Below are 25,510 nucleotides of genomic sequence, written 5' to 3'. Positions count from 1 at the left end.
ACAAACTGTTAACGAACAAAATACAAATTGGTAAAAACGCTGGCCAGTTTTGCTTAACGACCGCTTACTTGACGTTTTCCAAAACGCTTTTGATTACGTTGACGGAGTCTTGGCGGATGTTCAGATTATAGTACCCTCTGACAGCCTGGTAGACTGCATTCAAGTTTTTGCTGCTTTTGTTTTTTCGGTAAGCCGCTATCTCCTTGGCAAATCGCGGATGGTGGATCAGGTCGCGGCTCCAGTCCCATGCCCGCGGTTTCAGAGCGTCTTTGCGTGCTTGAGCGAGCATCTGGGGAAAGCGAGAGATACTATATTGTGCGATTTTACTTTTCGCCTGCTGATAAAGAGGGGATTTTTCCGCTTCCCTTCTTTCCACTCCCCAAAAGTCAAATGAGGACATGGGCATGCCATTTACACGTACGATATCATCAGCGAGCATAGGAGCCATCCCTGGCTTGAGCTTTACCTGATAATACTCCCAGCCTGAAGCTGTTTTTTTCCCTGGCAGGATCAGGTTAATGAATTGAAATATGCGAAGATACGGCTGCTCCTGTGCATATTTTTCCGGTCCCGCTTCGAGATTCAGTGGGAGTTGAGGATATACGTACCCTTTCTGGTCGACAATAAAACCCGGAAGTCCGACTTCCACAGCCCACCGCACAGCTGTATCCTCCGAATCTTTCAGATCAATTCCTCCGTGATAGGGACGTACTTCTTTAAACATCCGATAGAGAACCATTGCTATGAATTCCTTCGTCGCCATTCCATCGTCGAGCTCTTCCCATTTGACATATCCTGCGTCGATAAGAGGCTGCAATTTGGCATTCATTTGTAGCTCTGCTCTCTTTTCCCGTAGCGCTCGACCCTCGTCTGAAAAGCTCTGTGTACTCTCGACCCGTCTGTCCAATTCGTCCAAATCAACATTAGCTGGGTAATGGGGAGGAAAAATCCCAATAAAGTGATACATATTCCAGAGGAAGCCTTTTTTTGAAGTCATGAATCGCAGATTATCAGAGTAAAAAGTCTTAAAGTGCGAGCCTCCGCTATCCATATCAACAAGATAGTCCTCTTGTGTATAGGTTCTCATATTAGCTCGTATCTGCGGATTTAAAATATCGACCATCTCCACATTCAAAAACAAGTATTTCTCGGGATTTGGCGGAAGTTTATAGGTGATTTGATAACTAGAAGCAGCTGCAACCGTTGGGACCGGAGAACTAACAACGATGGATGACATGCAGAGCACAGAGGAAATCATTCCAATGACTATTTTTTTATGGCGCATGGAAAAATCATCCTTTTATTCGTGATGTTAGGTAGACGATATGCAACTGCCTTTGGTTACTTGTTTTATTAACCGAAAATTCTGATTGAAATTCGACACATTGAAATCCTTCACTGAGGTTTTTCAGGACATTTCCATGCACTTGCCTTATACAATAAAAAACGACCAGACATGAAATCATCTGGTCGTTCTTCTTTAACTATCTCAGCTGATCGACAGCTATTTATTCACTTTCTACCGTTTCAGAAAGTGGCTGTAAGCCCATACTCTCCAGCTTTCCATAAATATCTTTCAGCTTCGGATTTCCCTCACCGACAATTTCCCCGGAAATTACGACAAGCGGATACCACAAATCTTCCTCAATAATGCGGGTTGCCCAGCTTTTGTCATCGTCTGTCTGTGGCTGTTGAAAGTCGCTGTAAACGATGCGGATGCTGTCGCTTCCATATTTTCGCGAGATGGCGGCTTGCAGCCACTCAGCGGTTTCTTTTGCTGACGGGAGATTGACGCAGCTTGCGCACAACTGCTCCGTCCCAAACACTTTAATTTCCACGCTCATATGATCCGCCCCCTCTCGATTCCATCATCGGTCTCTTTCTATATGGCTTAGGACAGAGCTTGCTCCAGGTCCTCGATCAAGTCCTGAACATCCTCAATACCTACAGAGATACGCACCAAGCCTTCTGTAATGCCCAGCTCAGCACGACGCTCAACTGGAATAGAAGCATGTGTCATACGTGCAGGCACGCTAATCAGACTTTCTACAGCACCGAGTGATTCTGCCAGCGTGTAGTACTTCACTTTCGACAAAACTTCATCGGCACGCTCAGCGCTGCCTACATCAAAGGAAATCATGCCGCCGAAGCCGCGAGCTTGTTTTTTGATGAGCTCATGCCCGGAATGACTCTCCAATCCAGGATACAGCACACGCTTGATATCACTGCGCTCAGACAGCCATTTCGCCAACGTGCGTGCATTTTGCTCATGCTCTTCCATACGAATTCCCAGTGTCTTCATTCCGCGAAGCAGCAGCCAGGAATCTTGTGGTCCGAGCACGCCTCCGATTGCATTTTGAACGAAATGCAAATCCTCGCCTACTTTGGCATCCTTCGCTACTACCAAACCTGCGACTACGTCACTGTGACCGCCCAAATATTTGGTTGCGCTGTGGAAAACGATATCTGCCCCTAAATCGAGCGGGTTTTGCCAGTACGGTGTCATGAACGTATTGTCTACGATCAGAAGGACATTTTTCGCTTTGGCAACATCAGCCAGTGCGGCGATATCGCTTACCTTCAGCAATGGGTTTGTCGGTGTTTCCATAATGATTGCCTTTGTTTCCGGGCGAATCGCTGCTTCCACAGCTTCCAGATTGCTGGTGTCTACATAGGTAGCTTCCAGACCCAACCGGGAAAACACGCGGGTAACTACGCGGAAAGTACCGCCGTAAACGTCATCGCCGACAACCAGATGGTCGCCTTTGTTAAATAGGGAGAGAATGGTGGAAAGAGCCGCCATCCCGGAGCCGAATGCAAAGCCGCGAGCACCGCCCTCGATCTCTGCAATGTACGTTTCCAGAGCGTGACGAGTCGGGTTGCCTGTACGGGAATATTCAAAGCCTTTGTGGACGCCGATCGCTTCCTGCTTGTATGTGCTCACTTGATAAATTGGAACGGATACTGCACCTGTATGTGGATCTCCCTCAATACCACCATGGATTAATCGAGTTTTAATGCGCATCTTACATACCTCCTTGGTAGATTTTTTTGCTTAAATAGCGTTCGCTGCTGTCTGCAAATAGGACGACAATGTTTGTTCCCGGTGCCGCTTCCTTTGCTTCACGCAAGGCTGCTGCCATCGCTGCTCCAGCCGAGCTTCCGACGAGCATGCCTTCTTTAGCTGCAAGCTGCTTAACCAGTTCAAATGCGTCCACATCGAGGATGGTGTGAATCGAATCGAAATAGCTGGTATCCATGAAAGGAGGCAAAAACTCCATGCCGATTCCTTCGGTTTTGTGCGGGCCTGATTCTCCACCGTTCAAAATGGAGCCTTCTGGTTCTACAATCACTGTTTTGATGGCAGGATTTTGTTCTTTCAAATAACGGGCTACACCCATGAATGTACCACCAGAGCCTGCCCCTGCGACGAACATCTGCACTTCTCCATCCATTTGTTTCCAAATTTCAGGACCTGTGGTTTTGTAATGGGCATCAGGATTGGCCGGGTTGGCAAATTGCTGCGGGACAAAAGAGCCAGGAATCGACGCAGCGAGCTCCTGTGCTTTGGCAATCGCTCCCTTGATTCCTTTCTCGGTAGGCGTATTGACGACTTCCGCCCCAAGCGCACGCATCAGCTCCTGCTTTTCCTCGGAAAACTTGGCTGGTACGCAAAAAATGACTTTATAGCCAGTTCCTACAGCGGCTAGCGCAACACCGATTCCTGTATTTCCTGCTGTTGGTTCGATAATCGTGCCACCTGGCTTTAGCTGTCCGCTTTCTTCTGCAGCGCGGATCAGTTCCATGCCAAGTCTGTCCTTGACGCTTCCGCCCGGGTTAAAATATTCCAATTTCGCGAATAGACGGACTCCCTCCGGAAGCTCAAACTGTGTAATTTCGACGATTGGCGTATTGCCGATCAGTTCTTTCACATTGCGAAATACATTCACGTAAATACGACTCCTTATGTTGAAGTACTTGCTCTCTCATTATAACATGCAGCTATCACAAAAAGTCCATGCAGGGTGCGTATCGAGCATATTCATGTTTTGAAAGTGTCAACAGGGCATGTAAGCCATGGATTTATCATTCGTCTATGATTATAATAAAGGAGAGGTTGGAAAGGAGTGAATGAATGATGGATCTGATGGATCAAGTACAAGAAGTTCTCGATAAACTGCGCCCTTACCTGCAACGTGATGGTGGAGACGTACAACTCGTTGACGTAGAAGAAGGTATTGTGAAGCTGCGCCTGATGGGTGCTTGCGGTAGCTGCCCTTCCTCCACAATTACCCTGAAAGCAGGGATTGAGCGTGCCCTGGTTGAAGAAATCCCAGGCATCAAAGAAGTACAACAAGTATTCTAAGCCAGGATGGACTTAAGAGCAGCTACGAGCCAATAACGTAGCTGCTTTTTTCGTTTAAAAAATGGCTATTTCCTGCCCATCGCTTTTTCCAAAAAAGAAATGACCCTCTCTGCGTACTCTTCTGGTACCAGTGCATAGCTGCGAACGTGTCCGGCATCAGGGACGAGCCACAGCGCAGAATCTTCATCTTGGGCCAAGCTATGCAAGCGTTCGCTGTTTGCAGTAGGAATCGTGAGGTCATTCGTCCCATGAATGAAAAGGATCGGTTTATCAGCTTCTTTGACCGCCTGATACGGCTTTACGTGACGAGGATTTGCCCCCAGTAAAAGCGGACTGAAGGTCAAAATAAACCAGTTGAACGGAAAACGCGGCAGGCCCGTCCATTGCGGCAAATTTTCTTCCAGGTACTCCTGCAGGGAATAAAACGGGGAATCTGCTACGATCGCCTGAATGCGCGAGTCGACTCCACCTACTAATAGCGCTGTAGCCGCCCCCATAGAAAAGCCAACCAACCCCAGTCTTTTTTCCGGGTGGACGGAGGCTGCATAATCAATTGCCCCGAGCAGGTCCTGCTGCTCGCGAAGTCCGATCGTCGTCAGCGAGTCACTCGATTCACCCGCATTTCGGAAATCAAACATCAAGACATCGAAGCCCGCCTCAAGAAGCCTTGCCGCCAAGGACAACGCCGGTAAATGCGGCTCCAGCCTGTTTTGACTGTAGCCGTGGGCAAACAGGAGTGTGTTGCCATTTGCCTCATAGCCGTTTTTTTCAGCAGAAAGGTACCATCCAGACAGAGCAATTGCCTGCTCCCGACTTTGAAACTGGATCGTCTCGGCACGACAGATTCCAAAATCGCCCGGCTCCATGTTGATTGGCTTTCGCACAGGATGGGTCAACCGCCATGTGACTCGTAGCGCCACGGCAATACCTGTGATCAGAAATAGCAGCAAAAGCCCGATTCCAATAGAAAAGATCACACTCATATCGCAGTAAGCGGCTCCTCACCCTTCAACACCAAAGCGATGTTTGCAGCTGCCAGCTTTGCCATTTCCGTTCGGGTCTGAATGGTTGCACTGCCAATATGCGGCAAAGCGACAACGTTTGGCAAGCGCAGCAGTGGGTTATCGAGCGGTACTGGCTCTACCTGAAAAACATCCAATCCTGCAGCCCAAATCTTTTTCTCCACCAAAGCGTTGTAGAGCGCTGCTTCATCGACGGTTCCGCCACGCGAAACATTGATAAATACGGCCGTCTCTTTCATTAGGCCAAATTGCTTTTCTCCCATCAACAGACGCGTTTCCTCCGTCAACGGAGTCAGCAAGAGCACATAATCGGACTCTTGCAGTAGCGCCTCTAGCCCTGCCCACTCAGCCCCGGTCTCTTCCTCTGCCCCATGCCTGCGGCTTCGGTTATGATAAATAATCCGCATCCCGAAGCCTTTTGCTCTTCTGGCGACTGCCTCACCAATCCTGCCCATCCCGATAATCCCGAGCGTTGTACCAAATACATTTTGCCCCGCCAAAAGCATAGGGCTCCACGAGGTCCACTCCCCATTCAAAAGGAAGCGGTTCGCCTCTGTCACTCGTCGCCCCGTTGCCATCAATAAAGCAAATGCCAGATCAGCAGTGGCCTCCGTCAGCACATCTGGTGTATTTGTTACGATCACGCCATGCTTTTTGCAAGCAGCTAGATCAATATTGTCATAACCGACAGCCATATTGGCTACGATTCGCAAATGTTTTGCCCGTGTCAAGAGCTCCTCGTCAATTCGCTCAGTCAGCATCGTCAGCACTGCATCCGCCTGTTCGACTTTTGTGAGCAGCAATTCACGCGGAATCGGATAGTCCTCCGTCCACTGTTCGACCGTTGCCACCGCTTCCAGCATGGCAATCACTTCATCTGTCAGCTTCCTCGTTACGAATACTTGTGGCTTCTTCATCAATTTGCCTCCACAACCAATCAATTTGTGGAATGGATACGCCATAACGCTTTTCAACCAGATGGGGATATTTCCGGAGTCCTGCTTCCATATGTGCAAGCTCGTCTTCCAATTGCTTTTGCCATGCCTCGACATTTACTTCTTGTCGCTCTTCAATAGGCAGCTCTTTATAGGCTTCCACAAGTCTGAGGAATCGACCTGGATAGAGCAAGAGTCCGTAAATGACGCCATACTCCCCAGTAAGTAGCGCAGAGACACTGTTGTATCCATCAATAAAGCTGGCAACGAAGTCATCATTCCACCCGCTGCGCTTGGTCTCTGCTTTTATCCATTGACCTACGTCACGCGCTCGCATGTCCAGGACCCAGTTCCATTCTCCCCCGATTAGTCGCGCATCCTTCTCATTCCATAGCATATACCCTTGGTCAAAATTTTGGTAGGCTACTTTTCCAAGTCCTGCCGTTTCCTTCACGACCTTATCATACCCAGCAGCCTGCAAATATTGAACAGCGATTTCCCCAAGCTGATGCACATACGTGTAGCTCGTCAGCAAAAATTCATCCATGGAAGTCAGCTCAACGTTCTCTTCATCCAGCTCATCACGGTACTCGTTGTAGTGTCGCAGCTTTTTACGCCACATGCTCGGCCAGTTGCCCAGCGAGCTATAGGGCATGAACAGCTTGTCGCCTGTAAACGTGCTTGTCGCCTGATGAAATTGCGCCAAGGACTGTCCAGCGGCAAAGTGCGGATCTTCTTGCTCCCCTTCACGTACGCCTCGGTACAAATAAAACAGCTGTTCATCCGAAATGAAATGCGCTTGCCCGCCCACCGTCTTTACCAGCTTGAGCATCTTGATATCCTGCTGCTGATTTAGATGATTCCGTACGCGCTCTATAAATTTGTTCTTATATTTGTATCCCGCAGGTACCGCGTACATGTAATACAAGCCTTGATCCGTTTCCAGCACCTTACTGGCACCAGTGTCTCGATAGCCCTGCAAGAGAAACCCGTATTGCTCTTGTAATAGGTCTTTTTCCTCCATTTATTCCAACCTCCTAGGCACAACCTTCTCATTGGACATTGTATGTCACGCGATCGGGATAGGTGCCTATTTGGTTGCAGATACTAAGCTTCATTCATAATGTGCCATGATCGGGGATGTACAGAAGAATCCCTGACAGACAGGAGGAAAAATGCATGAGCGAGCACCCATTGAATAGTGATTCATGTCTTGATGTTGTCATAGAGCTTTTGCAACAACGAGGCGTGAGTTTGGATGATATAGCTGAAATCGTGATGTTCCTGCAGACGGAATACGTCCCTGATTTAACGATGGAGCTATGCATGGAGAGTGTCAAATCCGTTTTAAAAAAACGTGAGGTACAAAACGCCCTGCTCACCGGCATTCAGCTCGACATCCTCGCAGAGCAAAAGAAGCTGCTGCCACCACTCCAAACGATTATTGAAACGGATGAACCACTTTATGGTGTTGATGAGGTTCTAGCGCTGGCCATTGTCAATTTGTACGGAAGCATCGGGTTTACCAACTTCGGTTATGTGGACAAGCTCAAGCACGGCAAGCTAAAAGACTTGAATGACAAAAGTGCAGGTGTCCATACGTTTCTAGACGATCTTGTCGGAGCCATTGCCGCTGCTGCCTCCAGCCGAATTGCCCATCGTCAAAAGCAGCAGGAGGAATGTTTAGAGGGACAGTCGTGACAGCCAGTCCGTCAAATCCTCGGCAATGTGGGTTGGCTGTGCACTATGAACGGCTGCTTCCTCACGATTGGAATAACCAGTCAAAACCAGCAGACTGTCCAGCCCCGTCTTGGCTCCTGCCTCAATATCAGTTGAGAGATTATCTCCGACGATGAGTGTATCCCGAAGCTCTGTACCTAGCCTCTCCAGTGCGTAGCGGACGATGATAGGCTCAGGTTTACCGATGATAATTGGCTTGGTGGCAGATGCAACAGAAATGGCGGCAACCAGCGAACCATTTCCCGGATACAGTCCCCCGTCTGTTGGCAGAGCAGCATCGGTATTGGTAGCAATGAGAACCGCTCCTGCCCTTACTGCTCTTGCCGCAATAGCCAGCTTTTCATAAGTAAACGCGCGATCGATGCCGACAACGACGTACTGGGGGGCTTCTTCTGTAATCCGTAAGCCCGCTTGAACCAACTGTTCACGCAGCCCTTCTTCCCCGATCATATAAACTCCGGTTCCTTTTTCTGCCCGCTCTGAAAGGTAGTTGGCTGTAGCCATGCTGGAAGTGTACACATCGCTAGCCTCGGCCTCGATTCCCATCTCTCTTAGTCGCCCCGCTACAACCTCTGGTGACGCAGCTGAATTGTTGGTCAGATACAGAAACGGAATCTGCTGCTCCTTTAGATGGCGGACGAATTCAGCTGCTCCAGGAATCGCCGTCTTCCCCCGATAGATGGTTCCATCCAAATCAAGCAAGTAGCCTTTGTAATGTTTCATGTGATCCACTCCTCCATTGACAAAAGATGCTCTCTATTTGTTTCAGCCTTACGCTGATAGTGTAAACGATATTTGGTAATGATGCCTATCAATCTGTCCGCCAAAATGCAGCAAGCAAAAAACCACCCTGCCAAAAATCCAGAGTGGTCCTGAGAACGCCGTTATTTATTTCGCTTCCTTGATGGCAAAAACGCATTTTTCTCCGCCTTTAGCCATACATGAGGTCTGCTCCACATCCGCTTTTAATACTCTGCGGAACAACGACAGCTCACAGCTGCAAGCCTGATTGAATTCACGGGCAACCTGAGAAATCGGACAGTTGTATTCCTGAATCCGATAGCCATCCCCGCTCTCTTCCTTTTCCCATTCCACCATGTAACCTTTTTCGTTTTGGAGCTCGGCCAGCTTGGCTACACGGTCTTCGAGGTCGCCTTGCATTTGCGCACTGTAATTTTCCTCCAAACGATTCTCGCGGCGGCGAAACAGCATTTCTACTTTTCCAAGACCGTCCATTTCTTTCAGATCCTGCAAAAAGTCGAGCGTCAAATGAGAATAATTGCGCGGAAACAGTTCGTCTGCCTCCTGCGACAAGGAATATACATTGGTTGGACGTCCCATTGCTTGCCGAACAAGCGTGGACTTGATCAAATTATCCCTTTCAAGGGTATTCAGGTGGCGTCTTACAGCCATTTCCGTAATCCCCAGCTCGACGGCCATGTCGCTGACAGAGAGCGAGCCTTTCACCTTGAGCATATGCAGGATTTGGTCACGAGTGGACGTTCCTTCGTTTGTCATACGTATCACCGTCCTTTCTACCTATTGTAGCGGATCGGGACGCTTTAGTAAACAAATGATAGCATTTTGTATAAAAAATCCGCTGCCTCATTTTTCTAGAAAAGTTCCTTTTTCAAAAATGCCCGAACGCGCGGATCAAATTGTCGCAATGCGGGCGTTGCTTCTATAGCTAGAGCATACATCTTTGCTGCTGGAACACTCGTATATTCATTCACCAGGTGCTTGCGGAACTCGGTTAAGCGTGTCAGCATAACTGCCTGTTCATCAGTAATAACTTGTTCGTCACGCATAATCTCTACCACATCGCTGTAGCTGCCTGGGTCACGCATGATAAAGCCGTCGATCAGCGCGTTTCCCACGTCAACAATCCCTTCGATGGACAAGTGCAGGGCTCGCTCCATCGCGAGGGCAGCAACTTCATCTGACAAAACCGCTTCCGCTCCCCGTTCCCCCAGCTTCTCCAATAGATCAAGCATACGATTCATATGTGCCAATACTTGGTCGATTCGCTTTGTATTCACGTCGTACATGGAAGTCTCCTTATTTTCGCTTTTTTGCTTTGCGCTTTGCGTAATAAATGGTAAACACAAAAGTTAGCACCAGGACGAGAAGCACCAATTCCCCTTCCTGCAGATAGGAATTGTTCACGGGACTCACCTCTTTTCATCCAACAGTATACCAAATTTGTACGTGCCAACGCGACAGCTTGTACTTTATGTTACAATACAAGAAGTGAACTTTTTGCCAGCATTAAGGGAGGACACAATTGTGGAACGCGAACTGGCACTAGAAATCGTACGAGTTACGGAGATGGCTGCACTCGCCTCTTCCCACTGGATGGGACGAGGAAAGAAAAACGAGGCAGATGGGGCAGCTACAAGCGCCATGCGCGCTATGTTTGACACGATTAACATGAGGGGTACAGTCGTCATCGGTGAGGGTGAGCTGGATGAGGCCCCGATGCTCTATATAGGTGAGAAGCTTGGCAGCCCGGAAGCTGACGGTCCCGAGGTAGATGTCGCAGTCGATCCGCTGGAAGGCACCACTATTGTTGCCAAGGGCCATAACAATGCTATGTCGGTCATTGCCATAGGCGATCGTGGCACTCTTTTGCATGCTCCAGATATGTACATGATGAAAATGGCCGTAGGAAAACGTGCAGCAGGAAGAATCAACCTTTTCGATCCCGTGGATAAAATGATTGAAGTAGTCGCTGAGGCAAACAACAAGCGCATCCAAGACGTAACCGTTATTATTCAGGAACGGGATCGTCATCAGGAGATTATTGATACGATTCGTGAAAAAGGTGCACGTGTCAAGCTGTTTGGAGATGGGGATGTAGGGGCAGCGATCGCAGCTTGTCTGCCTCATACCGGGATTGACCTGTTCCTCGGAATCGGTGGAGCTCCAGAAGGAGTTATCAGTGCCGCTGCAATTAAATGTCTCGGTGGCGACATGCAAGCACAGCTCAAGCCTCAGAACGACCAAGAACGAGAGCGCTGCATTAAAATGGGCCTGACAAATCCTGAGCAGCCTCTGACTCTGGATAACCTCGTAAAAGGAGACGACGCGATTTTTGCCGCAACCGGTGTATCTGATGGCGAGCTGCTCCAAGGCGTGCGTTACTTGGGAGATGACATGGTTGAGACTCATTCTATTGTCATGCGTGCGCAAACAAAGACGATTCGCTTTGTCCGTGCCTTGCACAATGTAGAACACAAACCTAATCTTTTATGGAAGTAGAGGGAAGTATATGGCGCACGATTTGTTTTATTTGTATGACGAGCCGGAAGACACAAAAACCCGGTTCGTAAGCTTTATGGCCGAATCGACACGGTTTGACTTGGCCATTACTACAACAAACCGCTTCTATGGCAAAAAATTGGTCATCAACATTCAAAATGGTCGTTCTGCGATTATCGGTCACGATGATTTGGAGGAAGAAGGTTATTTGGAGTTTGCGTTTAATCTGAATGAACAGGAAGCCGAGGAATTGAAGGCTTTTCTGGAAACCGTTATTTAATCGATCTAACCCTTTGAGAAGAGTTCATACGAGCTCTTCTTTTTTTGGCTTTTGCACTTACAGCCCATTTCCTTCCGGACAATGCTCCATACAGGCGGATGCCTCGTATACTGCTACTGCACAGACAGACAACGAGAGGAGTGCAATTGCACGATGCAACCTTATGCATATGATCAGCAGCAATACGCATCAACCCAGCAGCCACTGGCAGAACAAGACTATCAATACATTCCAGAGGATCAAGCGCACCCTGTACTGTTCCGTGGACGCCGGGGCCCTGATGTATTTTTCCCTATCGTCATTCCCATCCAACCACCGTTTTGGGGCTGGAACAATTGCAACACGTGCGGGGCGAACCAATGGAACCAGTGGAATCAGTGGAATCAGTGGAACCCGTGGAGTCCTTGGGTAGGAGGCGGCACTGGAGGCTGGGGTGGCGGAGGCTTTGGTGGTTTTTAAAGTCGCCGGCCGAGAAAGTTCGGACGCCAATATATAATCTAACTCACCATAAAAGCAAGCATTCAAACCCCTAGAGGTCTGAATGCTTTTTTTAATGGCAGAAGCTGCGCATCTTATAGAAAGCAAAACGAGCCCCGACTAAGAGGGCTCGCTTCTATACAAAAATCATGGCTTCGCCAATCAAGAATCACGTTTCTGTGAGTTTGGTCCTGTTGGAACCTTGTCACGCTCACGATTGGGACGCATCTGATTGGACTGTGGACGACGATCCTTGCCAGCGTCCCTGCCATTTTTATCAGATTTTTCTTTGCTATATTTGGGCTTGTCTGACCGTTCGTTACGTCCTTGGCCAGAACGATCGCTTGAACCATTATTTTTATCCGAGCGGTCAGGCTTGTTCTGACGGGGATGGAATCGCTTGCGTTCTTTTCGCTCTCCATTTGTATGGGAGCCATCCTCGCGCGTTATGTCCTGGCGGATGTCGATAATCAGATCATTCCCTGAGTCATCCTGCATCATCTCGCTGTCATCAGAACCCAAAGCGGATTTCACTTTGCGCAACACAAAGTACGGACAACCAAAATTGCAGAACTCGTGCAAGTACTCATCCAAAGCGGCGATTCGCTGCTCGAACGGTACTTTGCGATTGACGTCTGTATAAAATCCACGCAGACGAAGCTGACCATATCCCCAATCGCCTACGATGTAGTCGTATTTGTCGAGGATGTCGCTATAGCGCTCCTTGAATGCTTCCGGATTCCAGCCGTCGCGATTTTCTTCCATGACTTCATAAGTACCGGCTTGCGTGCGAATCAAGACCGCTTCCTCCTAACACATGTAAACTACGTCCATCTTACCATATTTCATGAAACATGCGATAAATTTCCCACGAAAACAGCTGCGCTCCCCTGGACATTCTATCGTGTAGGGGGTGTTATCATTGAAAAAGACATGGTTGTATCCTGCTATTGCTGGTATTGCGCTCTTGGCTTCTGCTTGTGCGAACAACGCTGCGCCCAACTACACGCATCCAAACAAGGCGACGACGAACCAGGCAGCTCCTCACGTAACCAACTTTGATGGCTTGCACGTCCGTAACTATGACGGAACGCGCCGCACAGACTTCGATGGGATTCACACAAGAAGTTACAACGGCATGCACCAGACAGGAGTTGACGGTGTCCGTACTGGAGCCTATGACGGGCTTCACGTGCGGAATGGGATTGGGATCAGCAGTGCACCTGGTGTAAGAGATGGCATGTATCCTCATGTCAACAATTACAACACGTACGCAAATGGCGTGCGCCCATACCACGCCTTTACTGATGGCACTGCAGGTACCAGCACCACAGGAACTGGTATCACAGGTACTGGTATCACAGGTACTGGCACTGCCGGCACCCTCAGCACTGCTCCTGGAACAACCGGTATGAGGCATTCCGTTTATCAGAAGCATGCCTGGAACCGTGGTGGAGCAGGTGTCATGCAAACAAGTGCACCAAAGATGGGCTACGTCCAAACCAATCGTCAGCAGCTGCATACCGCTAGTGCGAACCACGTGTATGTAGACCGTGATGCATTGGCTCAAGCAGTTGGAAATGTGACGGCAAGCTGCCCGGGAGTTCAACGATCCACTGTGCTCGTAACCGATGAAGAAATCTTCGTTGGTCTGAACACTCACGGTGGAGATGCACGAACTGCCAAGCATCAGGCCAAAATGAATGCCATGTCAGTTTCACCACGTTACTACAAAGTATACGTGACCGACAACCAAAATGACATTCAGGAAATCTCACGTGTTGCCAGCCGTACGAGCAATGTGCATTCAGCACGTACAGAAGATACCGCAAGTGTTGATGCATTGATCAAGCGCATGGGCGGTATGACGGATGGCGAGCAAGCACGTACTAAGAGTCATGTCCAAGCCCCCTCTAAGAGCACGAAAACCCATATGGGTACAACCAGCCGTTAACACCTTTTTTCCAAGGTAAACAGCAACCCCCGCCTGTGTGCAATCAGCCGCAGGTGGGGGTTCCTTATTTTTCCGTTTTATTGTGCTTGTGCAATGTTTTCTTTTGCGATAGTTTCCTTGGCAGCGCTGGCTTGTTCATGAGCATGATACGAACTGCGAACAAGCGGACCTGCTTCCACGTGGCTGAATCCACGCTTCATGCCTTCCTCTTTCAACTGAGCAAATTCATCCGGATGGTAGAAGTTTTCTACTTTTAAATGCTTCTTCGTCGGCTGCAGGTATTGCCCAATCGTCATGATGTTCACATCTACAGAACGCAAATCGTCCATGGTCTCGATAATTTCCTCGATCGTCTCGCCAACGCCGATCATCAGGCTAGACTTCGTTGGAATTTGTGGCTGGAATTCTTTTGCTTTTTTCAACAGCTCAAGGGTCCGATCATATTTAGCACGCGCACGTACGCGGTCAGACAAACGGCGAACCGCTTCGATGTTGTGATTGAGCACATCAGGACGCGCATCCATAACCACTTTTAGTGCATCCCAATTCCCCATGAAATCCGGAATGAGCACTTCTACTGAAGCAAATGGCAGTCTGCGGCGAATCGCTTTGATCGTTTCTGCAAAAATCTGAGCTCCCCCGTCTGCCAAATCATCACGGGCAACGGACGTCACAACCACGTGCTTCAGTCTCATTTGCTCGGCTGCTTCTGCCACACGCTCTGGCTCTGCCACATCCAGCTCAGTAGGAAGTCCGGTTTTTACCGCACAGAACCTACAGGCTCGGGTACATATATCTCCCAATATCATAAATGTTGCCGTACCACTGGCCCAGCATTCATGAATATTAGGGCATTTGGCTTCCTCACAAACCGTATGCAATGTTTTACTGCGCATGGTTTGTTTCAGCTCTTTAAAGCTGGCTAATTCCGCTCCTGATACAAGGTTAATCTTGAGCCACTCCGGCTTTCGTTGCGTCATTGGGCCCACTCCTCATCTGACTTGGTCAAGACTTAGGTCTAGACTTAGGTCTAGACATGGTCAATCTTCATTATAGAGGTTGGCTATAACAGGGGCAACCTCTTTCCATGCACTAGTGCATTTCACGAAGCTGATGAACGCGATGGCGGCCTCCTGCTTGCTCCATGAATGGCTTTAACAGTTGTAACTCCCTGTCATGACAGGTGAACAGAAAAATTTGCTGGCTCTCTCCCAGCCTCGCCACGTACTCTAGCGTCCGTCGCAGTCGCTCCTGATCATAATGCACAAAGTGATCATCGAGAAAAATCGGCAATGTCTCTGTTTCTTTGCAGACATGCCTGAGCAGTGCCAGCCTCTGGGCAAAATAAAGCTGATCCTGTGTACCCGTGGAGCATTGATCTTGCTCCAGCACTAGGTGCCTGGACGGTTCAAGTAATCGAATCGCAAATCCTTCACGTGGGTCCAATCGCACATCCTGGTATGTCCCGCCTGTAATCTGGGAGATGACTTCGGAGGCCTGATGATTAACAGCTGGCGACACATCCCGATTCCATTCAGCCATCGCCTCCTGCAGGGCATCGCGGGCAATTTGCAGGGCATCACGTCGGAGTTGCAGCTGTCTAAGCCCGTTTGCCGCTTCCTCTTGCTCTGCTTTTGCCTCTGCTACAGATCCTGTTTCATGTGCTGCGATCTGTCCATTCGCACCTGCAATCTGCTCCCGTAATTCCTGTAAGCGACTATCCGCCTGCGATAGCTCAGCTTGCAGCAATTCCCGCTCACTTTCCCTGACCGCTTTTTCCTTTTCCAGACAGCTACGCAGCGACTCACTCCAGCCATTGATGAGCAGTCCTTCCTCCTCACGCTGGTTCATTTGCGCTGCCATTTGCCGAGACTCTCGGGTATGAATGCTGTTTTGCAGCTCCTCCCTTTTTTCCAGAAATTCATCCCAATTGGCTGCCCCCCAGCGCGAAATGAGCTGCAACTGCAAGTCATCGAGACGGGCAACCTCCTCTTGAAGTCGTTGCCAGTCCTCTTTTGGTACACTACCGCTTGCCATACCATCCACCTGTCTGCTCTCTTTTCCACGATAGATCACAAAAGCCGTACCTGAAAAAAGAACAGAGAGGCCAAGGGCAATTACCCCCAAGATGCTATGCTCCGTAAAGAATGCCAGAATGCCCAAGAGCAGAAATGCACCACCGGTTCCCCACAGCAGTATTTTTCCACGCCGTTGTTTTTTGAGGTTTTCCTCTTTGCTTAAACGACCTTGTCTACGTGGACTCGCCATCGCTAGGGCAGCCAAGCTTGCCAGCTCCAAATGGCATTGCTCTCGGCGCCTCTGTAGCTGAATCCCTTGCTCGTAATCCTGCTGTAAGCGCAAGTGATCGTCTTCGCCATTTTCCACTGATGAAGTTTCTTGGCTGTCCTCACTTTGAGTCTGCTTTAGCTTTTCCAAAGCAGCTTTTGCTTCCTGATGGATTCGCTGTTCCTCTGTGGAGCCTGCTGTCTGCTCCCACCATTCCCAGCTCGTTTGTCCCGGAGGCAAATAGCTTTTTTGCCAGCGCTCCTGCCACATCTCGCTGCGTTGCTGCATGAGCTCTAGCCGCTTAAGCAGCCTCTCGCGCAATTGTGCCAGCTCCGCACGCTCGTCCTCCCACTGAGCCATTTTTTGTGTCAGCTGACTGATGACCTTCCATGCTGCTTCCCTGTTTGCCAGCTCCTGTTCCTTTTGGGCTGCCAGCGTAGCCGCTTTTCCCAGCAGTGTATTTTCTGCCCTTTCCTTTTTACCGATATTTGTCAGATCGCGATCCAGCTCAGCCAATATTTTGTTCACGGCGGGATTCGCATCATCTGTTGCGGTCAAAGAAGGCAGCAAATGCTCCGCTGCTGACAACGGCTCCCGTCTGATCCAGGTGATATCGGTAAACAAGCTGCGCGTCAGGCCCAGATGCTTTTCGATAAAATTGCGTTCCTTGCGCCTGTCCTCCAAATAAATATCGGTCAGCTCTGTCCACTCGGGGTCCAAAAAAATTCGTGCCTGCTCACGGTCCTTGTTCAGATAGCGGTGCAATCGGTACGTTTTTCCTCCGAGCTGGTAGGTAATAATTGTTTCGTAATCTCCTTGATGCCAGGGTCGGTATTTTTCGTATTCAGCTAAATAACGCGCCGACTTGACATAATCCTTTTTCATGCCGTATAGAGCGGCTATGATTCCCTGCAGCAGTGTGGATTTCCCTGATTCATTCGGAGCCTCAAACACATTTATGCCCGGAGCAAAACGGAAAACAGCATCCTGCCACTTGCCAAAGCCTTTTAGCTGGACCTCGTCAATTCTCACCTTCCGCTCCCTCCTATCCGGGCCAGCGCTTCCTTGCGTGCTTCCCTGATCTTTTCTCGCTCCGCCTCATCTGCTGCCTGTTCTTCCCATTGTGCCAGCTTGGTGAGCCAGCGTCCCCACACGCCGCCTTCTGCCATCAGCTTGTCAGCATCCACATCTGGCCACGTCTGATCGTAAAATTGAATCACGAAAAAACGGGAAGAAAATCTTTGCTTCAATACATCCGTTGCGGGCACAAAGTGCGTGGCACGCTCCCCCGTCAACGTAACGTACAGCATATCTGTATCTTTTTCGTGGGCCAGCGCGCGTTCGATTTGATCAATCAGTTGTTCCATAGTCTCGATCCCGCCTAGGGTGAGCTCACGCTTGCGAATTTGCCGCTGCATAACTGCGATCTCGGACAATTTCAAAGCGCCTGAATCACTAAGCTCCCCGTAAAGGACACAGCGCGGCCCATCTTCTTTTGTAGTAAGCCCCTCTGGAGAGCCTGGGTAGGCTGCAAAAGGCTGTCTTGTTTCAGGATGAGTAAACTGCGCGGGCTTGTGAATATGCCCGAGCGCGACATAGTCCATTCCTGTTCCCTCCAGCTCCTGCAGAGACACAGGCGCATACGGATGATGCTCCTCCTTGGCACTCGTCAAAATGCTGGCATGAAGAACCATCAAATGATGCTGATAGCCATCCAGCTTGCCTGGAAATGTGATAAGCGGCGATTCATACACATGTGGATGAGGAAATCCCCAGCCATAGACAACACATGATTTTTCCGGAAATTCAAAGGCACCCCATTCCGGCGTAAACCAATAGACATTGCTGGACCATTCCAGTGTTTGATAAAAAGAATCGGGACGCCATGGATCGTGATTGCCCGGCGCGATGCATACAGGAACAGGGGCAAGACTCGCAAACAAATCGCGTAAAAACAATGCTGTCGACCGCCTGCCTCCGTGATACTCCATAAGATCCCCTGCGATGAGCCAAAAATCTACCTGCTTGTCCCATACGAGATCGCGAATCCGGCGCATGGTACTGCGAAAATCATCCTGACGCAGCTCGTATAAGCCCGCCAAAGACTGAAGCGGAGCATCCAGATGGACATCCGCTGTATGTATGAATGTGAGCAACAGCCTTCAACTCCTTACATGACAAACCCATCATCAAATGGTACACTTTGGACAGAATTGTCAAACAGACGAACATACTTTCCCTTTATGATACAGGAAGAATAGACCTCTTGGAAGGAGTGTTTCTCATGCGAATCGCGTATTTGGATTGTTTTTCGGGAATTAGCGGGGACATGCTGCTTGCGGCATTGGTTGACGCAGGAGCGGATCGGGAGCGAATTGAAGCACAATTGCGTAAGCTCTCACTGGGGGCATTTCGTCTCGAGTGGAAAAAGGTTGTGAAAACAGGGGTAAGCGCCTTGAAGCTGGATGTGATTGACGAATCAGCCCCAAGCGCTCCCCCTTTCAAACAGCTAAAGGTGCTTGGCAACGACCACGTTCACCGCGGCTACAAAGAAATCGTAGAGATGATCAAAGCTGCTGATCTCGCTCCACGCGTGACAGATAGAGCACTTGCTGTATTTGAGAAAATTGCTATTGCAGAGGCGAAAATTCACAATGTTCCTGTAGAAACGGTTCATTTTCATGAGGTGGGCGCGCTGGATTCCATCGTCGATGTCGTCGGTATCGCACTCGGTTTGGAAGAATTGGACATCGATGAGCTGTATTCTGGCCATATCCCCACCGGAAATGGCTACGTACGCTGCGACCACGGTCTGTACCCTGTTCCAGCTCCTGCGACCATGGAAATGCTGATTGGCATTCCTCTGCGTAAAACAACCATACAAAAAGAGCTGACCACGCCTACAGGTGCTGGTGTAGCTGCTGCTCTGGTACGGGAGTTTGGACCGCTTCCAGCAATGACCGTTGAATCAATCGGCTACGGCGCTGGTACGCGCGATCTGCCCGACCAGCCTAATGTTCTGCGTCTTTTGATTGGACACGCTAATTAACACGACTTTTTAACATAGAAAACCCTCCCAACGGACATGGTATTGATGAGCCATGGTTATCTTGGGAGGGTTTTTGTTGATTCAAGGTTTTGCACTTTTGGGTATCATTTTCCGAACTTCAATTACATTTGTAATTCTTCTGATCATGACACGCCTTTTGGGAAAAAAGCAGCTGAGTCATCTTACCTTTTTCAACTATGTTACAGGCATTACCATTGGATCGATTGCTGCCGAGATTGTGAGCAAACCGGATATGCCCCTCGCAAGTGGTCTAACCAGCCTGATTTGGTGGACATTTTTAACCATGCTTGTTGGATATATCGGAATAAAGTCAGCCAAAGCACGAATTGCGATCGACGGAGAGCCAACCATCGTCATCCGCGACGGGCTTATTATCGATTCAGCGCTGGCAAAAACACGCTTAAATCTAGATGATCTAAGCATGATGCTACGCGAAAGAGATGCTTTCTCCATCAAAGAGGTTGAGTACGCGATATTGGAGCCACATGGTAAACTGAGTGTTCTCAAAAAGGCGGAGTATCAACCTGCGACAAAAAAGGATGTACGAACAAAAATAGTCCGCCCTCGCTTCATTCCAACTGAAATTATTTCCGACGGCAAATACGTAGAAAAAAACCTGGAGGAATTAAAGATCAGTCGAACCTGGGTAGAGCGACAGCTAGAAAAGGCCGGGATTCATTCGATCGAGAATGTTTTTTATGCAGAGCTACAAAGCGATGGCAGCCTGCATATTGATCAGCGAGATTCCAAGCCCTAACTCTTGTTTACCGTAGCAGTTTGAAAAACTCGCGCATGAACCCAGGCAAATCCGGCCACGCATGTCCGGACACCAGATTTCCGTCAACATGGAGAGTATCCGTTTGATAGATGGCGCCGCAAGCTTCAACATCCGGTCTGCACGCCTGATAGGCAGTCATTTCCCTGCCTGCGAGATGCTCTTTTACAATCGCCAGCACTTGTGAGCCGTGGCAAATCGCAGCTACCGGTTTGTTTGCTTCAAAGAAGTGCGCAACAATCGGTTTTAGATTCTCATTGAGGCGGATGTGTTCAGGAGCACGTCCACCCGGGATAATCAAGGCATCGAATGCCTCGGGATTAATTTCTGCAAAGGAAGTATGGGCAGGAAGCTGATAAGCAGGCTTTTCCGTGTACGTTTCACTGTGCGCTTCAAAATCGTGGCAAACCGTGTGCAGTGTTTTGACAGTCGGTGCTGCAATGACCGTTTCAAACCCTTCTTCCAAACAACGATAGTATGGATAAAATACCTCCAGGGCCTCCACTGCATCTCCTGTTACGATCAACACTTTTTTGCTCATCAGACAGCCTCCTCATGACTTGTTTTTTGGAAAGCAAGCCTCCCAATTTTCCAATTCTTTGAAGGGGCTGCTCATTCCTGCTAGGTTTACAGCAAATTTACATCACCTTCCTGACTCGCCAGCTGTATCGCCTGCTGATATACCCTTTTTAGCGGGACCCCTGCCTCATCAGCCAGCTTGGCGCACACACATACTCGGGTGCGACCTGTACCCGCTTCTGCCTGTGATAGCCGAGCTTGACGACTACTTCTCCCCATTCGGTTTGGACCTGAATAAAACGGCGTGCCAGCCGATGGCAGTCTACAGGGAACGAACGGATGCCAAAGGTTGTCGTTTCGCTAAACAGAATCGTTTTCAGCGCCTCAGCCTGGCTTTGGTAGCACATTACCTGCAGAAGTGTGCCCGGCCGGCTTTTTTTCATCGTTACGGGTAGAAAATGCACATCGTTTGCTCCGGCGCGCAAGCATTGCTCCATGACATATGCCAGCCATTCGGGGCTTGTATCGTCCAAATTGATTTGCAAAAGCAGCATTCCTTCATCGATATGCTCTGCCTGATGATTTTTTTGTTCATAAAAGCGAGGAATATGCTGATGCAGCTCTTGCTCTGCTTCTCCCACCTTGAGTACCGCCAGTCCTTCTCCCTGCACGACCTTATGTAGCTGCCCACTCCACGCACCCAATGGCTGCACACCAGCCTCCCGCAGCCAGATCATGGCAAGTGGCGAGAAATCAGATGACTCGGCAAAGGATGAGTCCTCGACCTCTTTAACAAAAAATCCAGTCGCAAGCTCCAATAGTGGCAAAGGGAGCATCGAAGGTATCGGGAGCTGTTGTATGAACAGGGGCAAGACTTTTTGATCGATGGGGCATACTGTTAGCAGCGTAGCCAACGCTGTTTCCTCGCGCTCCCATTGATCCTTTTTGCAATAGGCCCGGTACGGCTCAGCCAACTGCCTGATTCGTGTCCACTCCTGTTCACAGCTCTCAGCGCCCGACACAAAAGCTTCCAGTGCTTGCTGAAGTGGATCTACAAGACTTTGCAGTGTAAGCGAATCCTCTGATCGAATGACCAGCTTCGTCATGTTTGTGCCTCCATTTTCTTGCTTCTGCTCTTTTCTAGCATCATACACCAAAACGAATGAACGCTGGTCGAAAAAACACCTTCCAAAAAGTATCTAGGATAAACGAACACTGCTGGCAGAAACTACAAAGGAGACTATCTGGGCCTGGAGGGAGACGGAATGCGAGTTTTCCGCCTAATCATTCAGATCAGCTTGTGTTTGGCTGCTGTAATTATGCCAATGGAAAGTGTTGTACGCGCAGCTCCATCTACTCCGCAGGGAGACCCGATTTTGCAGGCGCGACTACAGCTTTTTCAGCGAATGGAATCAGTGTACGGCATTCCATGGACGTATTTGGCAGCCATCGACCAATACGAGCGGACGATGAAAATACGTAAAAAGCAAGTAAATCAAGCCGAATCCTCCTCTCGTCTAACCGCTATCGATATCCCCGGGGACCGGTGGAGTGGTAGTTTGAATCCTGATGAGGGCGACACCAATCCTATTTCCATTCAGTTTTTCGATGGGATGGGCAAAGATGGTGATGGCGACGGGAAAGCAGATCGCAACAACGATCTGGATGCACTCACTTCTCTTATTCACTATTTGTCTTCGTACGGCTTCTCTCATCACGATTGGCAGATCGGGCTCTGGTCGTATTACCAACGAGACCGCTCCGTGAAAACGATCAGACAGTTTGCCCAGGTATATGATAAATATCAGCATTTGCACCTGGACGACCGACATTTTCCTATTCCCGCTCGCTATGAGTACAGCTACCGCAGCACATGGGGCGATGCTCGCGGCTGGGGTGGCCGGCGAATTCACGAGGGAACAGACATTTTCGCGGGGTATGGAACACCCGTTTTGAGTACGGCCTACGGCGTCATCGAAGTCATCGGCTGGAATCGCTATGGAGGCTGGAGAATCGGCATGCGTGACATGGGCAATGTGTATCATTATTTCGCTCACTTGAATTCTTTTAAGAAGGGTTTAAAGCCTGGGGATATCGTCGAGCCAGGACAAGTCATCGGGTATGTCGGCAGCTCGGGTTATGGCCGACCTGGAACAGCAGGAAAGTTCCCTCCCCATTTGCATTACGGAATGTACCGGGAGAACGGCGGACCTGATTGGGCATTTGATCCTTATCCGTATTTGAGACGGTGGGAGCGGCAGGGGCGGAAACAGTGACTCCCTGTTTGGAGGTGGGCATTGCCGGAGTGAGGAGAAGTCTGTTTCCATTCTGCGCTCCGGTCTCCACCCGCATCGGAGTATGACTGTCCGCTCCAGAACGATTCCGGGGGAAACGCAAAAGTCCGTTCTTGCGCTGAGTAAGGTTTCGTTAGTCGCTACGCCTGGAAACAGACTTCTCCTGCGTTGCTGCAGTGACATTAACAAGCTGGGAAGCGGTGAGCCACCGCTTCCTTTTTTATGGATCAGAAAAGAATCAAAACATTTCATGGGAAGAAGCCTTTCCTTATTGACATAAAAGAAAAATCATAACTATAATGAAATCACCAAAATTGGACGATTGTCCAAAAAAGAGGTGTATGATTTGTCACGTTCTCCTCTATCCCAGACCAAAGCAGAGGCGAAACGGGCTTTTTTGATTGAGCAGGCTACGCTTTGTTTGGCCCAAAAAGGGTATGCCCATGTTTCTCTGCGCGATATCGCCAAAGAATCAGGGGTGTCTCTTGGTATCCTGCATTATTATTTTGCGAGTAAGGAGGATTTGCTGCTTGCTATCATTTCCAGCTATAAAGAAGGCTTCGTTGCAGAGCTGGAGCGTGAGGTTGTAGAGGCACCTCTCGACAACTGGTTGGCTTCTTTCTTCGCTGTCCTGCACCGCAGCCTGACACGGGACAAAGACCAGCATCGCCTCTGGTACGACTTGCAGGTTCAAGCCATGTACGTTCCCGCTTTCCACGAGCAGGTTAGCCAGATTCGCAATCGCCTGCACAGCTTGATCATGCGAATGCTGGAAGGATTAGCAGACACTGGCAGATCATCGCTCGCGGTCGAAAAAGCAGCGGCAGCCTCCACTCTATATTCACTGATCGACGGTCTATTCTTGCAATCCATACTGTCCGAATCATCTGACCCTGAAAACGCCATCTCCCATTTTGAGCAGACGTTTCCTTTTGTCGTTCAATCGCTTTTTCTGCCACCAAGCAACGCCCATACTTCTACCAAGTGAGGTGAAGTTTCTTGTCTATCCTGCCCTTTCAAAATCCGGCTACCGGTGAGCATTTCGGCTCGCTTACAGAAGCAACGCCCGAACAGGTACAGCAAACAATGGTGCGTGCCCGCATCGCCTTTACGGCTTGGTCAACGACTTCATTGGCTGAACGACTACGCTATCTTGCAAAGCTGCGACATTATTTGGTCGAGCACGGCGAAGAGCTGGCACAAAAAATCAGTCAGGCTACCGGCAAAATCGCTTTGGAAGCGTATATGACCGAAATATTTGTGACGGTAGATACCATCCGTTTTTATGAAAAGAATGCCCAGCAAATGCTTTCTGCCCAGGAAGTGCCTACTTCTCTCGTTCTATGGCCCAAAAAGTCGTACATCCACTACAAGCCGATGGGAGTCGTAGCGGTCATTTCCCCGTGGAATTATCCCTTCCAGCTATCGCTCATTCCCGTTCTGTCTGCTCTCGTAGCCGGTAATACGGTTGTGCTCAAGCCCTCTGAAATAACCCCCTCAACAGGACTGATGATTGAGGAGCTGTTTCGAGCCGTTCCCTTGCCTGATGGTGTCGTATCTGTCTTGCACGGAGGGCGCGAGGTCGGGCAGGCACTTGTAACAGCGCGGCCTGATAAAATCTTCTTCACAGGCTCTGTCGCAACAGGAAAAAAGATCATGGCAGCGGCAGCGGAGCATCTCATCCCAGTAGAGCTGGAGCTTGGGGGCAAGGACCCGATGATCGTCTTCGAGGACGCACACCTCGAAAGAGCAGCTAACGGAGCGATCTGGGGCGCTTTTACCAATTCGGGCCAGGTCTGCATGTCTGTCGAGCGTCTCTATGTGCATGAGCGGGTATACCCACAATTTCTCACGCTGATTACGCAAAAAGCATCCGCTCTGCGCCAAGGCTATCCAGAGGACGCAGAGGTCGGCTCGATGACCTCCCCCCAGCAGCGCGGAATCATCCGCGACCATCTGGAAGAAGCCCTTGCCAAGGGGGCAAAGGCTGTTATCGGCGGTCAGGTCTCACCCGACAGCATGTTTATCGCTCCTACCATTTTGACCGATGTTACTTCTGATATGAAAATCATGAAGGAGGAGACCTTTGGACCGATCCTGCCGATCATGACCTTTTCCACAGAAGAGGAAGCAATCCGGCTTGCGAATTCTTCTCCCTACGGCTTGAATGCCTCTGTATGGTCAAAAGACAAGACAAAGGCTCAGCGCGCTGCAGAGCAATTGGAAAGTGGCAACGTCTGTATCAATGATGTCATCATCAGCTATGCCAATCCTCATCTGCCATTTGGCGGCGTCAAGCAAAGTGGCATCGGCAGGTATCGCGGCCCATTCGGGCTCCACTCCTTTACACATAGCATTTCGATCATTCAAGATCCCGGCACACGCAAACGCGAGGTCAACTGGTATCCGTATACAAAAGACCAGAAAATCATGTTTGTCGGCATGACCAATTTCTTGTTTGGGAAAAAACGCAAGTGGAGCCGTCAAACCATCAGAGCGATCTGGCGAGAAGTGCAGCGGCTGTTTTAGCA

At 49.5% G+C, this 25,510-nt stretch carries 28 protein-coding genes; 11 read left to right on the top strand and 17 right to left on the bottom strand.

Annotation, left to right across the window (positions count from 1 at the left end):
• Positions 1–64: 64 nt before the first annotated feature.
• The 4 genes from C3B52_RS01435 to cysK all read right to left on the bottom strand — a co-directional run bounded on the left by C3B52_RS01435 (position 65) and on the right by cysK (position 3,950).
• Positions 65–1,285, bottom strand: coding sequence for a hypothetical protein (locus C3B52_RS01435; protein ID WP_103104307.1), 1,221 nt, complete (start codon positions 1,283–1,285; stop codon positions 65–67).
• Between the two features lie 223 nt (positions 1,286–1,508).
• A complete protein-coding gene (locus C3B52_RS01430; RefSeq protein WP_103104306.1) occupies positions 1,509–1,844 on the bottom strand; it encodes a YuzD family protein in 336 nt (111 codons plus the stop codon).
• 47 nt (positions 1,845–1,891) lie between these two features.
• A complete protein-coding gene (locus C3B52_RS01425; protein WP_103104305.1) occupies positions 1,892–3,025 on the bottom strand; it encodes a bifunctional cystathionine gamma-lyase/homocysteine desulfhydrase in 1,134 nt (377 codons plus the stop codon).
• A gap of 1 nt (position 3,026) precedes the next feature.
• Positions 3,027–3,950, bottom strand: a complete 924-nt coding sequence (cysK, locus tag C3B52_RS01420; protein ID WP_103104304.1) for a cysteine synthase A — start codon at positions 3,948–3,950, stop codon at positions 3,027–3,029.
• Between the two features lie 188 nt (positions 3,951–4,138).
• Between cysK and C3B52_RS01415 the strand changes: the two genes are divergently transcribed.
• Positions 4,139–4,366: a NifU family protein gene (locus tag C3B52_RS01415; RefSeq protein WP_103104634.1), complete on the top strand. Its 228-nt coding sequence runs from the start codon at positions 4,139–4,141 to the stop codon at positions 4,364–4,366.
• Positions 4,367–4,431: 65 nt separating this feature from the next.
• Here the strand turns inward: C3B52_RS01415 and C3B52_RS01410 are convergent, their stop codons facing one another.
• The 3 genes from C3B52_RS01410 to C3B52_RS01400 are packed head-to-tail and all read right to left on the bottom strand — an operon-like array spanning position 4,432 to position 7,347.
• Complete coding sequence (locus C3B52_RS01410; RefSeq protein ID WP_103104303.1) at positions 4,432–5,349, bottom strand: alpha/beta hydrolase; 918 nt, start codon at positions 5,347–5,349, stop codon at positions 4,432–4,434.
• Entirely contained in the window at positions 5,346–6,305 is a 960-nt protein-coding gene (locus tag C3B52_RS01405; RefSeq protein WP_103104302.1) for a 2-hydroxyacid dehydrogenase, read from the bottom strand. Before C3B52_RS01405 ends, C3B52_RS01410 begins: the two co-directional genes overlap by 4 nt.
• A complete protein-coding gene (locus C3B52_RS01400) occupies positions 6,262–7,347 on the bottom strand; it encodes a hypothetical protein (RefSeq protein WP_103104301.1) in 1,086 nt (361 codons plus the stop codon). Before C3B52_RS01400 ends, C3B52_RS01405 begins: the two co-directional genes overlap by 44 nt.
• Positions 7,348–7,502: 155 nt before the next feature.
• On the opposite strand from C3B52_RS01400, the gene C3B52_RS01395 reads away from it, so the two are divergent.
• Positions 7,503–8,024 carry a phosphatidylglycerophosphatase A family protein gene (locus C3B52_RS01395; RefSeq protein WP_103104300.1) on the top strand — a complete coding sequence of 174 codons (522 nt, stop codon included), beginning with the start codon at positions 7,503–7,505 and terminating at the stop codon, positions 8,022–8,024.
• Here the strand turns inward: C3B52_RS01395 and C3B52_RS01390 are convergent.
• The 4 genes from C3B52_RS01390 to C3B52_RS01375 form a co-directional block, all read right to left on the bottom strand.
• Positions 8,007–8,786, bottom strand: a complete 780-nt coding sequence (locus C3B52_RS01390) for a TIGR01457 family HAD-type hydrolase (RefSeq protein ID WP_103104299.1) — start codon at positions 8,784–8,786, stop codon at positions 8,007–8,009. The two genes, C3B52_RS01395 and C3B52_RS01390, sit on opposite strands and share 18 nt — an antisense overlap.
• A 165-nt stretch (positions 8,787–8,951) precedes the next feature.
• The gene (locus tag C3B52_RS01385) at positions 8,952–9,581 is read right to left on the bottom strand and encodes a helix-turn-helix transcriptional regulator (RefSeq protein ID WP_103104298.1); all 630 of its coding nucleotides are present in this window, start codon (positions 9,579–9,581) and stop codon (positions 8,952–8,954) included.
• Between the two features lie 95 nt (positions 9,582–9,676).
• Positions 9,677–10,111 carry a DUF86 domain-containing protein gene (locus tag C3B52_RS01380; RefSeq protein WP_103104297.1) on the bottom strand — a complete coding sequence of 145 codons (435 nt, stop codon included), beginning with the start codon at positions 10,109–10,111 and terminating at the stop codon, positions 9,677–9,679.
• Between the two features lie 10 nt (positions 10,112–10,121).
• Entirely contained in the window at positions 10,122–10,229 is a 108-nt protein-coding gene (locus tag C3B52_RS01375; RefSeq protein WP_049741614.1) for a hypothetical protein, read from the bottom strand.
• Between the two features lie 120 nt (positions 10,230–10,349).
• Here C3B52_RS01375 and glpX point away from each other — a divergent pair, with 120 nt between their 5' ends.
• The 3 genes from glpX to C3B52_RS01360 all read left to right on the top strand — a co-directional run bounded on the left by glpX (position 10,350) and on the right by C3B52_RS01360 (position 12,063).
• Positions 10,350–11,324 (top strand): class II fructose-bisphosphatase, encoded by a 975-nt coding sequence (gene glpX / locus C3B52_RS01370; protein WP_103104296.1) that lies wholly within the window; start codon positions 10,350–10,352, stop codon positions 11,322–11,324.
• 10 nt (positions 11,325–11,334) lie between these two features.
• Positions 11,335–11,604 (top strand): DUF3055 domain-containing protein, encoded by a 270-nt coding sequence (locus C3B52_RS01365; RefSeq protein WP_103104295.1) that lies wholly within the window; start codon positions 11,335–11,337, stop codon positions 11,602–11,604.
• 153 nt (positions 11,605–11,757) lie between these two features.
• On the top strand, positions 11,758–12,063 hold the full coding sequence (locus C3B52_RS01360; protein WP_103104294.1) for a hypothetical protein: 306 nt from the start codon (positions 11,758–11,760) through the stop codon (positions 12,061–12,063).
• Between the two features lie 180 nt (positions 12,064–12,243).
• On the opposite strand, the gene C3B52_RS01355 is transcribed toward C3B52_RS01360, so the two are convergent.
• Entirely contained in the window at positions 12,244–12,879 is a 636-nt protein-coding gene (locus tag C3B52_RS01355; protein WP_164684663.1) for a YutD family protein, read from the bottom strand.
• Between the two features lie 115 nt (positions 12,880–12,994).
• Here C3B52_RS01355 and C3B52_RS01350 point away from each other — a divergent pair, with 115 nt between their 5' ends.
• Entirely contained in the window at positions 12,995–14,035 is a 1,041-nt protein-coding gene (locus C3B52_RS01350; protein WP_235615558.1) for a YhcN/YlaJ family sporulation lipoprotein, read from the top strand.
• A 77-nt stretch (positions 14,036–14,112) separates the two neighbouring features.
• On the opposite strand, the gene lipA is transcribed toward C3B52_RS01350, so the two are convergent.
• The 3 genes from lipA to C3B52_RS01335 all read right to left on the bottom strand — a co-directional run bounded on the left by lipA (position 14,113) and on the right by C3B52_RS01335 (position 18,477).
• Positions 14,113–15,015, bottom strand: a complete 903-nt coding sequence (gene lipA, locus C3B52_RS01345; protein WP_103104292.1) for a lipoyl synthase — start codon at positions 15,013–15,015, stop codon at positions 14,113–14,115.
• Positions 15,016–15,127: 112 nt separating this feature from the next.
• Positions 15,128–17,353 (bottom strand): ATP-binding protein, encoded by a 2,226-nt coding sequence (locus C3B52_RS01340; RefSeq protein WP_103104291.1) that lies wholly within the window; start codon positions 17,351–17,353, stop codon positions 15,128–15,130.
• Positions 17,350–18,477: a metallophosphoesterase family protein gene (locus tag C3B52_RS01335; protein WP_103104290.1), complete on the bottom strand. Its 1,128-nt coding sequence runs from the start codon at positions 18,475–18,477 to the stop codon at positions 17,350–17,352. Before C3B52_RS01335 ends, C3B52_RS01340 begins: the two co-directional genes overlap by 4 nt.
• A gap of 128 nt (positions 18,478–18,605) precedes the next feature.
• On the opposite strand from C3B52_RS01335, the gene larC (C3B52_RS01330) reads away from it, so the two are divergent.
• Entirely contained in the window at positions 18,606–19,370 is a 765-nt protein-coding gene (gene larC, locus C3B52_RS01330) for a nickel pincer cofactor biosynthesis protein LarC (protein ID WP_103104289.1), read from the top strand.
• Between the two features lie 52 nt (positions 19,371–19,422).
• Positions 19,423–20,148, top strand: coding sequence for a DUF421 domain-containing protein (locus C3B52_RS01325; protein WP_103104288.1), 726 nt, complete (start codon positions 19,423–19,425; stop codon positions 20,146–20,148).
• 7 nt (positions 20,149–20,155) lie between these two features.
• On the opposite strand, the gene C3B52_RS01320 is transcribed toward C3B52_RS01325, so the two are convergent.
• Together C3B52_RS01320 and larC (C3B52_RS01315) are read right to left on the bottom strand one after the other, a co-directional pair.
• The gene (locus tag C3B52_RS01320; RefSeq protein ID WP_103104287.1) at positions 20,156–20,707 is read right to left on the bottom strand and encodes a DJ-1/PfpI family protein; all 552 of its coding nucleotides are present in this window, start codon (positions 20,705–20,707) and stop codon (positions 20,156–20,158) included.
• 148 nt (positions 20,708–20,855) lie between these two features.
• Entirely contained in the window at positions 20,856–21,791 is a 936-nt protein-coding gene (larC, locus tag C3B52_RS01315; RefSeq protein ID WP_235615557.1) for a nickel insertion protein, read from the bottom strand.
• 159 nt (positions 21,792–21,950) lie between these two features.
• Here larC (C3B52_RS01315) and C3B52_RS01310 point away from each other — a divergent pair, with 159 nt between their 5' ends.
• From C3B52_RS01310 to C3B52_RS01300, 3 genes are all read left to right on the top strand, one after another.
• A complete protein-coding gene (locus C3B52_RS01310) occupies positions 21,951–22,961 on the top strand; it encodes a M23 family metallopeptidase (RefSeq protein WP_103104286.1) in 1,011 nt (336 codons plus the stop codon).
• A 364-nt stretch (positions 22,962–23,325) separates the two neighbouring features.
• Positions 23,326–23,967, top strand: a complete 642-nt coding sequence (locus tag C3B52_RS01305) for a TetR/AcrR family transcriptional regulator (RefSeq protein ID WP_103104285.1) — start codon at positions 23,326–23,328, stop codon at positions 23,965–23,967.
• Between the two features lie 11 nt (positions 23,968–23,978).
• Complete coding sequence (locus C3B52_RS01300; protein ID WP_103104284.1) at positions 23,979–25,508, top strand: aldehyde dehydrogenase family protein; 1,530 nt, start codon at positions 23,979–23,981, stop codon at positions 25,506–25,508.
• Positions 25,509–25,510 lie beyond the last annotated feature (2 nt).

Source organism: Brevibacillus reuszeri, assembly GCF_002897295.1.
GTDB lineage: Bacteria > Bacillota > Bacilli > Brevibacillales > Brevibacillaceae > Brevibacillus > Brevibacillus reuszeri_A.
This window is presented reverse-complemented; position numbering and strand designations above follow the sequence as displayed.

Bases quoted from the DNA above. Each gene is read 5' to 3' on its own strand.
- C3B52_RS01415 (WP_103104634.1), top strand. From the start codon at position 4,139: ATGGATCTGATGGATCAAGTACAAGAAGTTCTCGATAAACTGCGCCCT.
- C3B52_RS01405 (WP_103104302.1), bottom strand. From the start codon at position 6,305: ATGAAGAAGCCACAAGTATTCGTAACGAGGAAGCTGACAGATGAAGTG.
- larC (WP_235615557.1), bottom strand. From the start codon at position 21,791: ATGACGAAGCTGGTCATTCGATCAGAGGATTCGCTTACACTGCAAAGT.
- C3B52_RS01385 (WP_103104298.1), bottom strand. From the start codon at position 9,581: ATGACAAACGAAGGAACGTCCACTCGTGACCAAATCCTGCATATGCTC.
- C3B52_RS01390 (WP_103104299.1), bottom strand. From the start codon at position 8,786: ATGAAACATTACAAAGGCTACTTGCTTGATTTGGATGGAACCATCTAT.
- C3B52_RS01380 (WP_103104297.1), bottom strand. From the start codon at position 10,111: ATGTACGACGTGAATACAAAGCGAATCGACCAAGTATTGGCACATATG.
- C3B52_RS01410 (WP_103104303.1), bottom strand. From the start codon at position 5,349: ATGAGTGTGATCTTTTCTATTGGAATCGGGCTTTTGCTGCTATTTCTG.
- C3B52_RS01325 (WP_103104288.1), top strand. From the start codon at position 19,423: ATGGTTATCTTGGGAGGGTTTTTGTTGATTCAAGGTTTTGCACTTTTG.
- C3B52_RS01365 (WP_103104295.1), top strand. From the start codon at position 11,335: ATGGCGCACGATTTGTTTTATTTGTATGACGAGCCGGAAGACACAAAA.
- larC (WP_103104289.1), top strand. From the start codon at position 18,606: ATGCGAATCGCGTATTTGGATTGTTTTTCGGGAATTAGCGGGGACATG.
- C3B52_RS01320 (WP_103104287.1), bottom strand. From the start codon at position 20,707: ATGAGCAAAAAAGTGTTGATCGTAACAGGAGATGCAGTGGAGGCCCTG.
- C3B52_RS01360 (WP_103104294.1), top strand. From the start codon at position 11,758: ATGCAACCTTATGCATATGATCAGCAGCAATACGCATCAACCCAGCAG.
- C3B52_RS01310 (WP_103104286.1), top strand. From the start codon at position 21,951: ATGCGAGTTTTCCGCCTAATCATTCAGATCAGCTTGTGTTTGGCTGCT.
- lipA (WP_103104292.1), bottom strand. From the start codon at position 15,015: ATGACGCAACGAAAGCCGGAGTGGCTCAAGATTAACCTTGTATCAGGA.
- C3B52_RS01395 (WP_103104300.1), top strand. From the start codon at position 7,503: ATGAGCGAGCACCCATTGAATAGTGATTCATGTCTTGATGTTGTCATA.
- C3B52_RS01435 (WP_103104307.1), bottom strand. From the start codon at position 1,285: ATGCGCCATAAAAAAATAGTCATTGGAATGATTTCCTCTGTGCTCTGC.
- C3B52_RS01425 (WP_103104305.1), bottom strand. From the start codon at position 3,025: ATGCGCATTAAAACTCGATTAATCCATGGTGGTATTGAGGGAGATCCA.
- C3B52_RS01430 (WP_103104306.1), bottom strand. From the start codon at position 1,844: ATGAGCGTGGAAATTAAAGTGTTTGGGACGGAGCAGTTGTGCGCAAGC.
- C3B52_RS01400 (WP_103104301.1), bottom strand. From the start codon at position 7,347: ATGGAGGAAAAAGACCTATTACAAGAGCAATACGGGTTTCTCTTGCAG.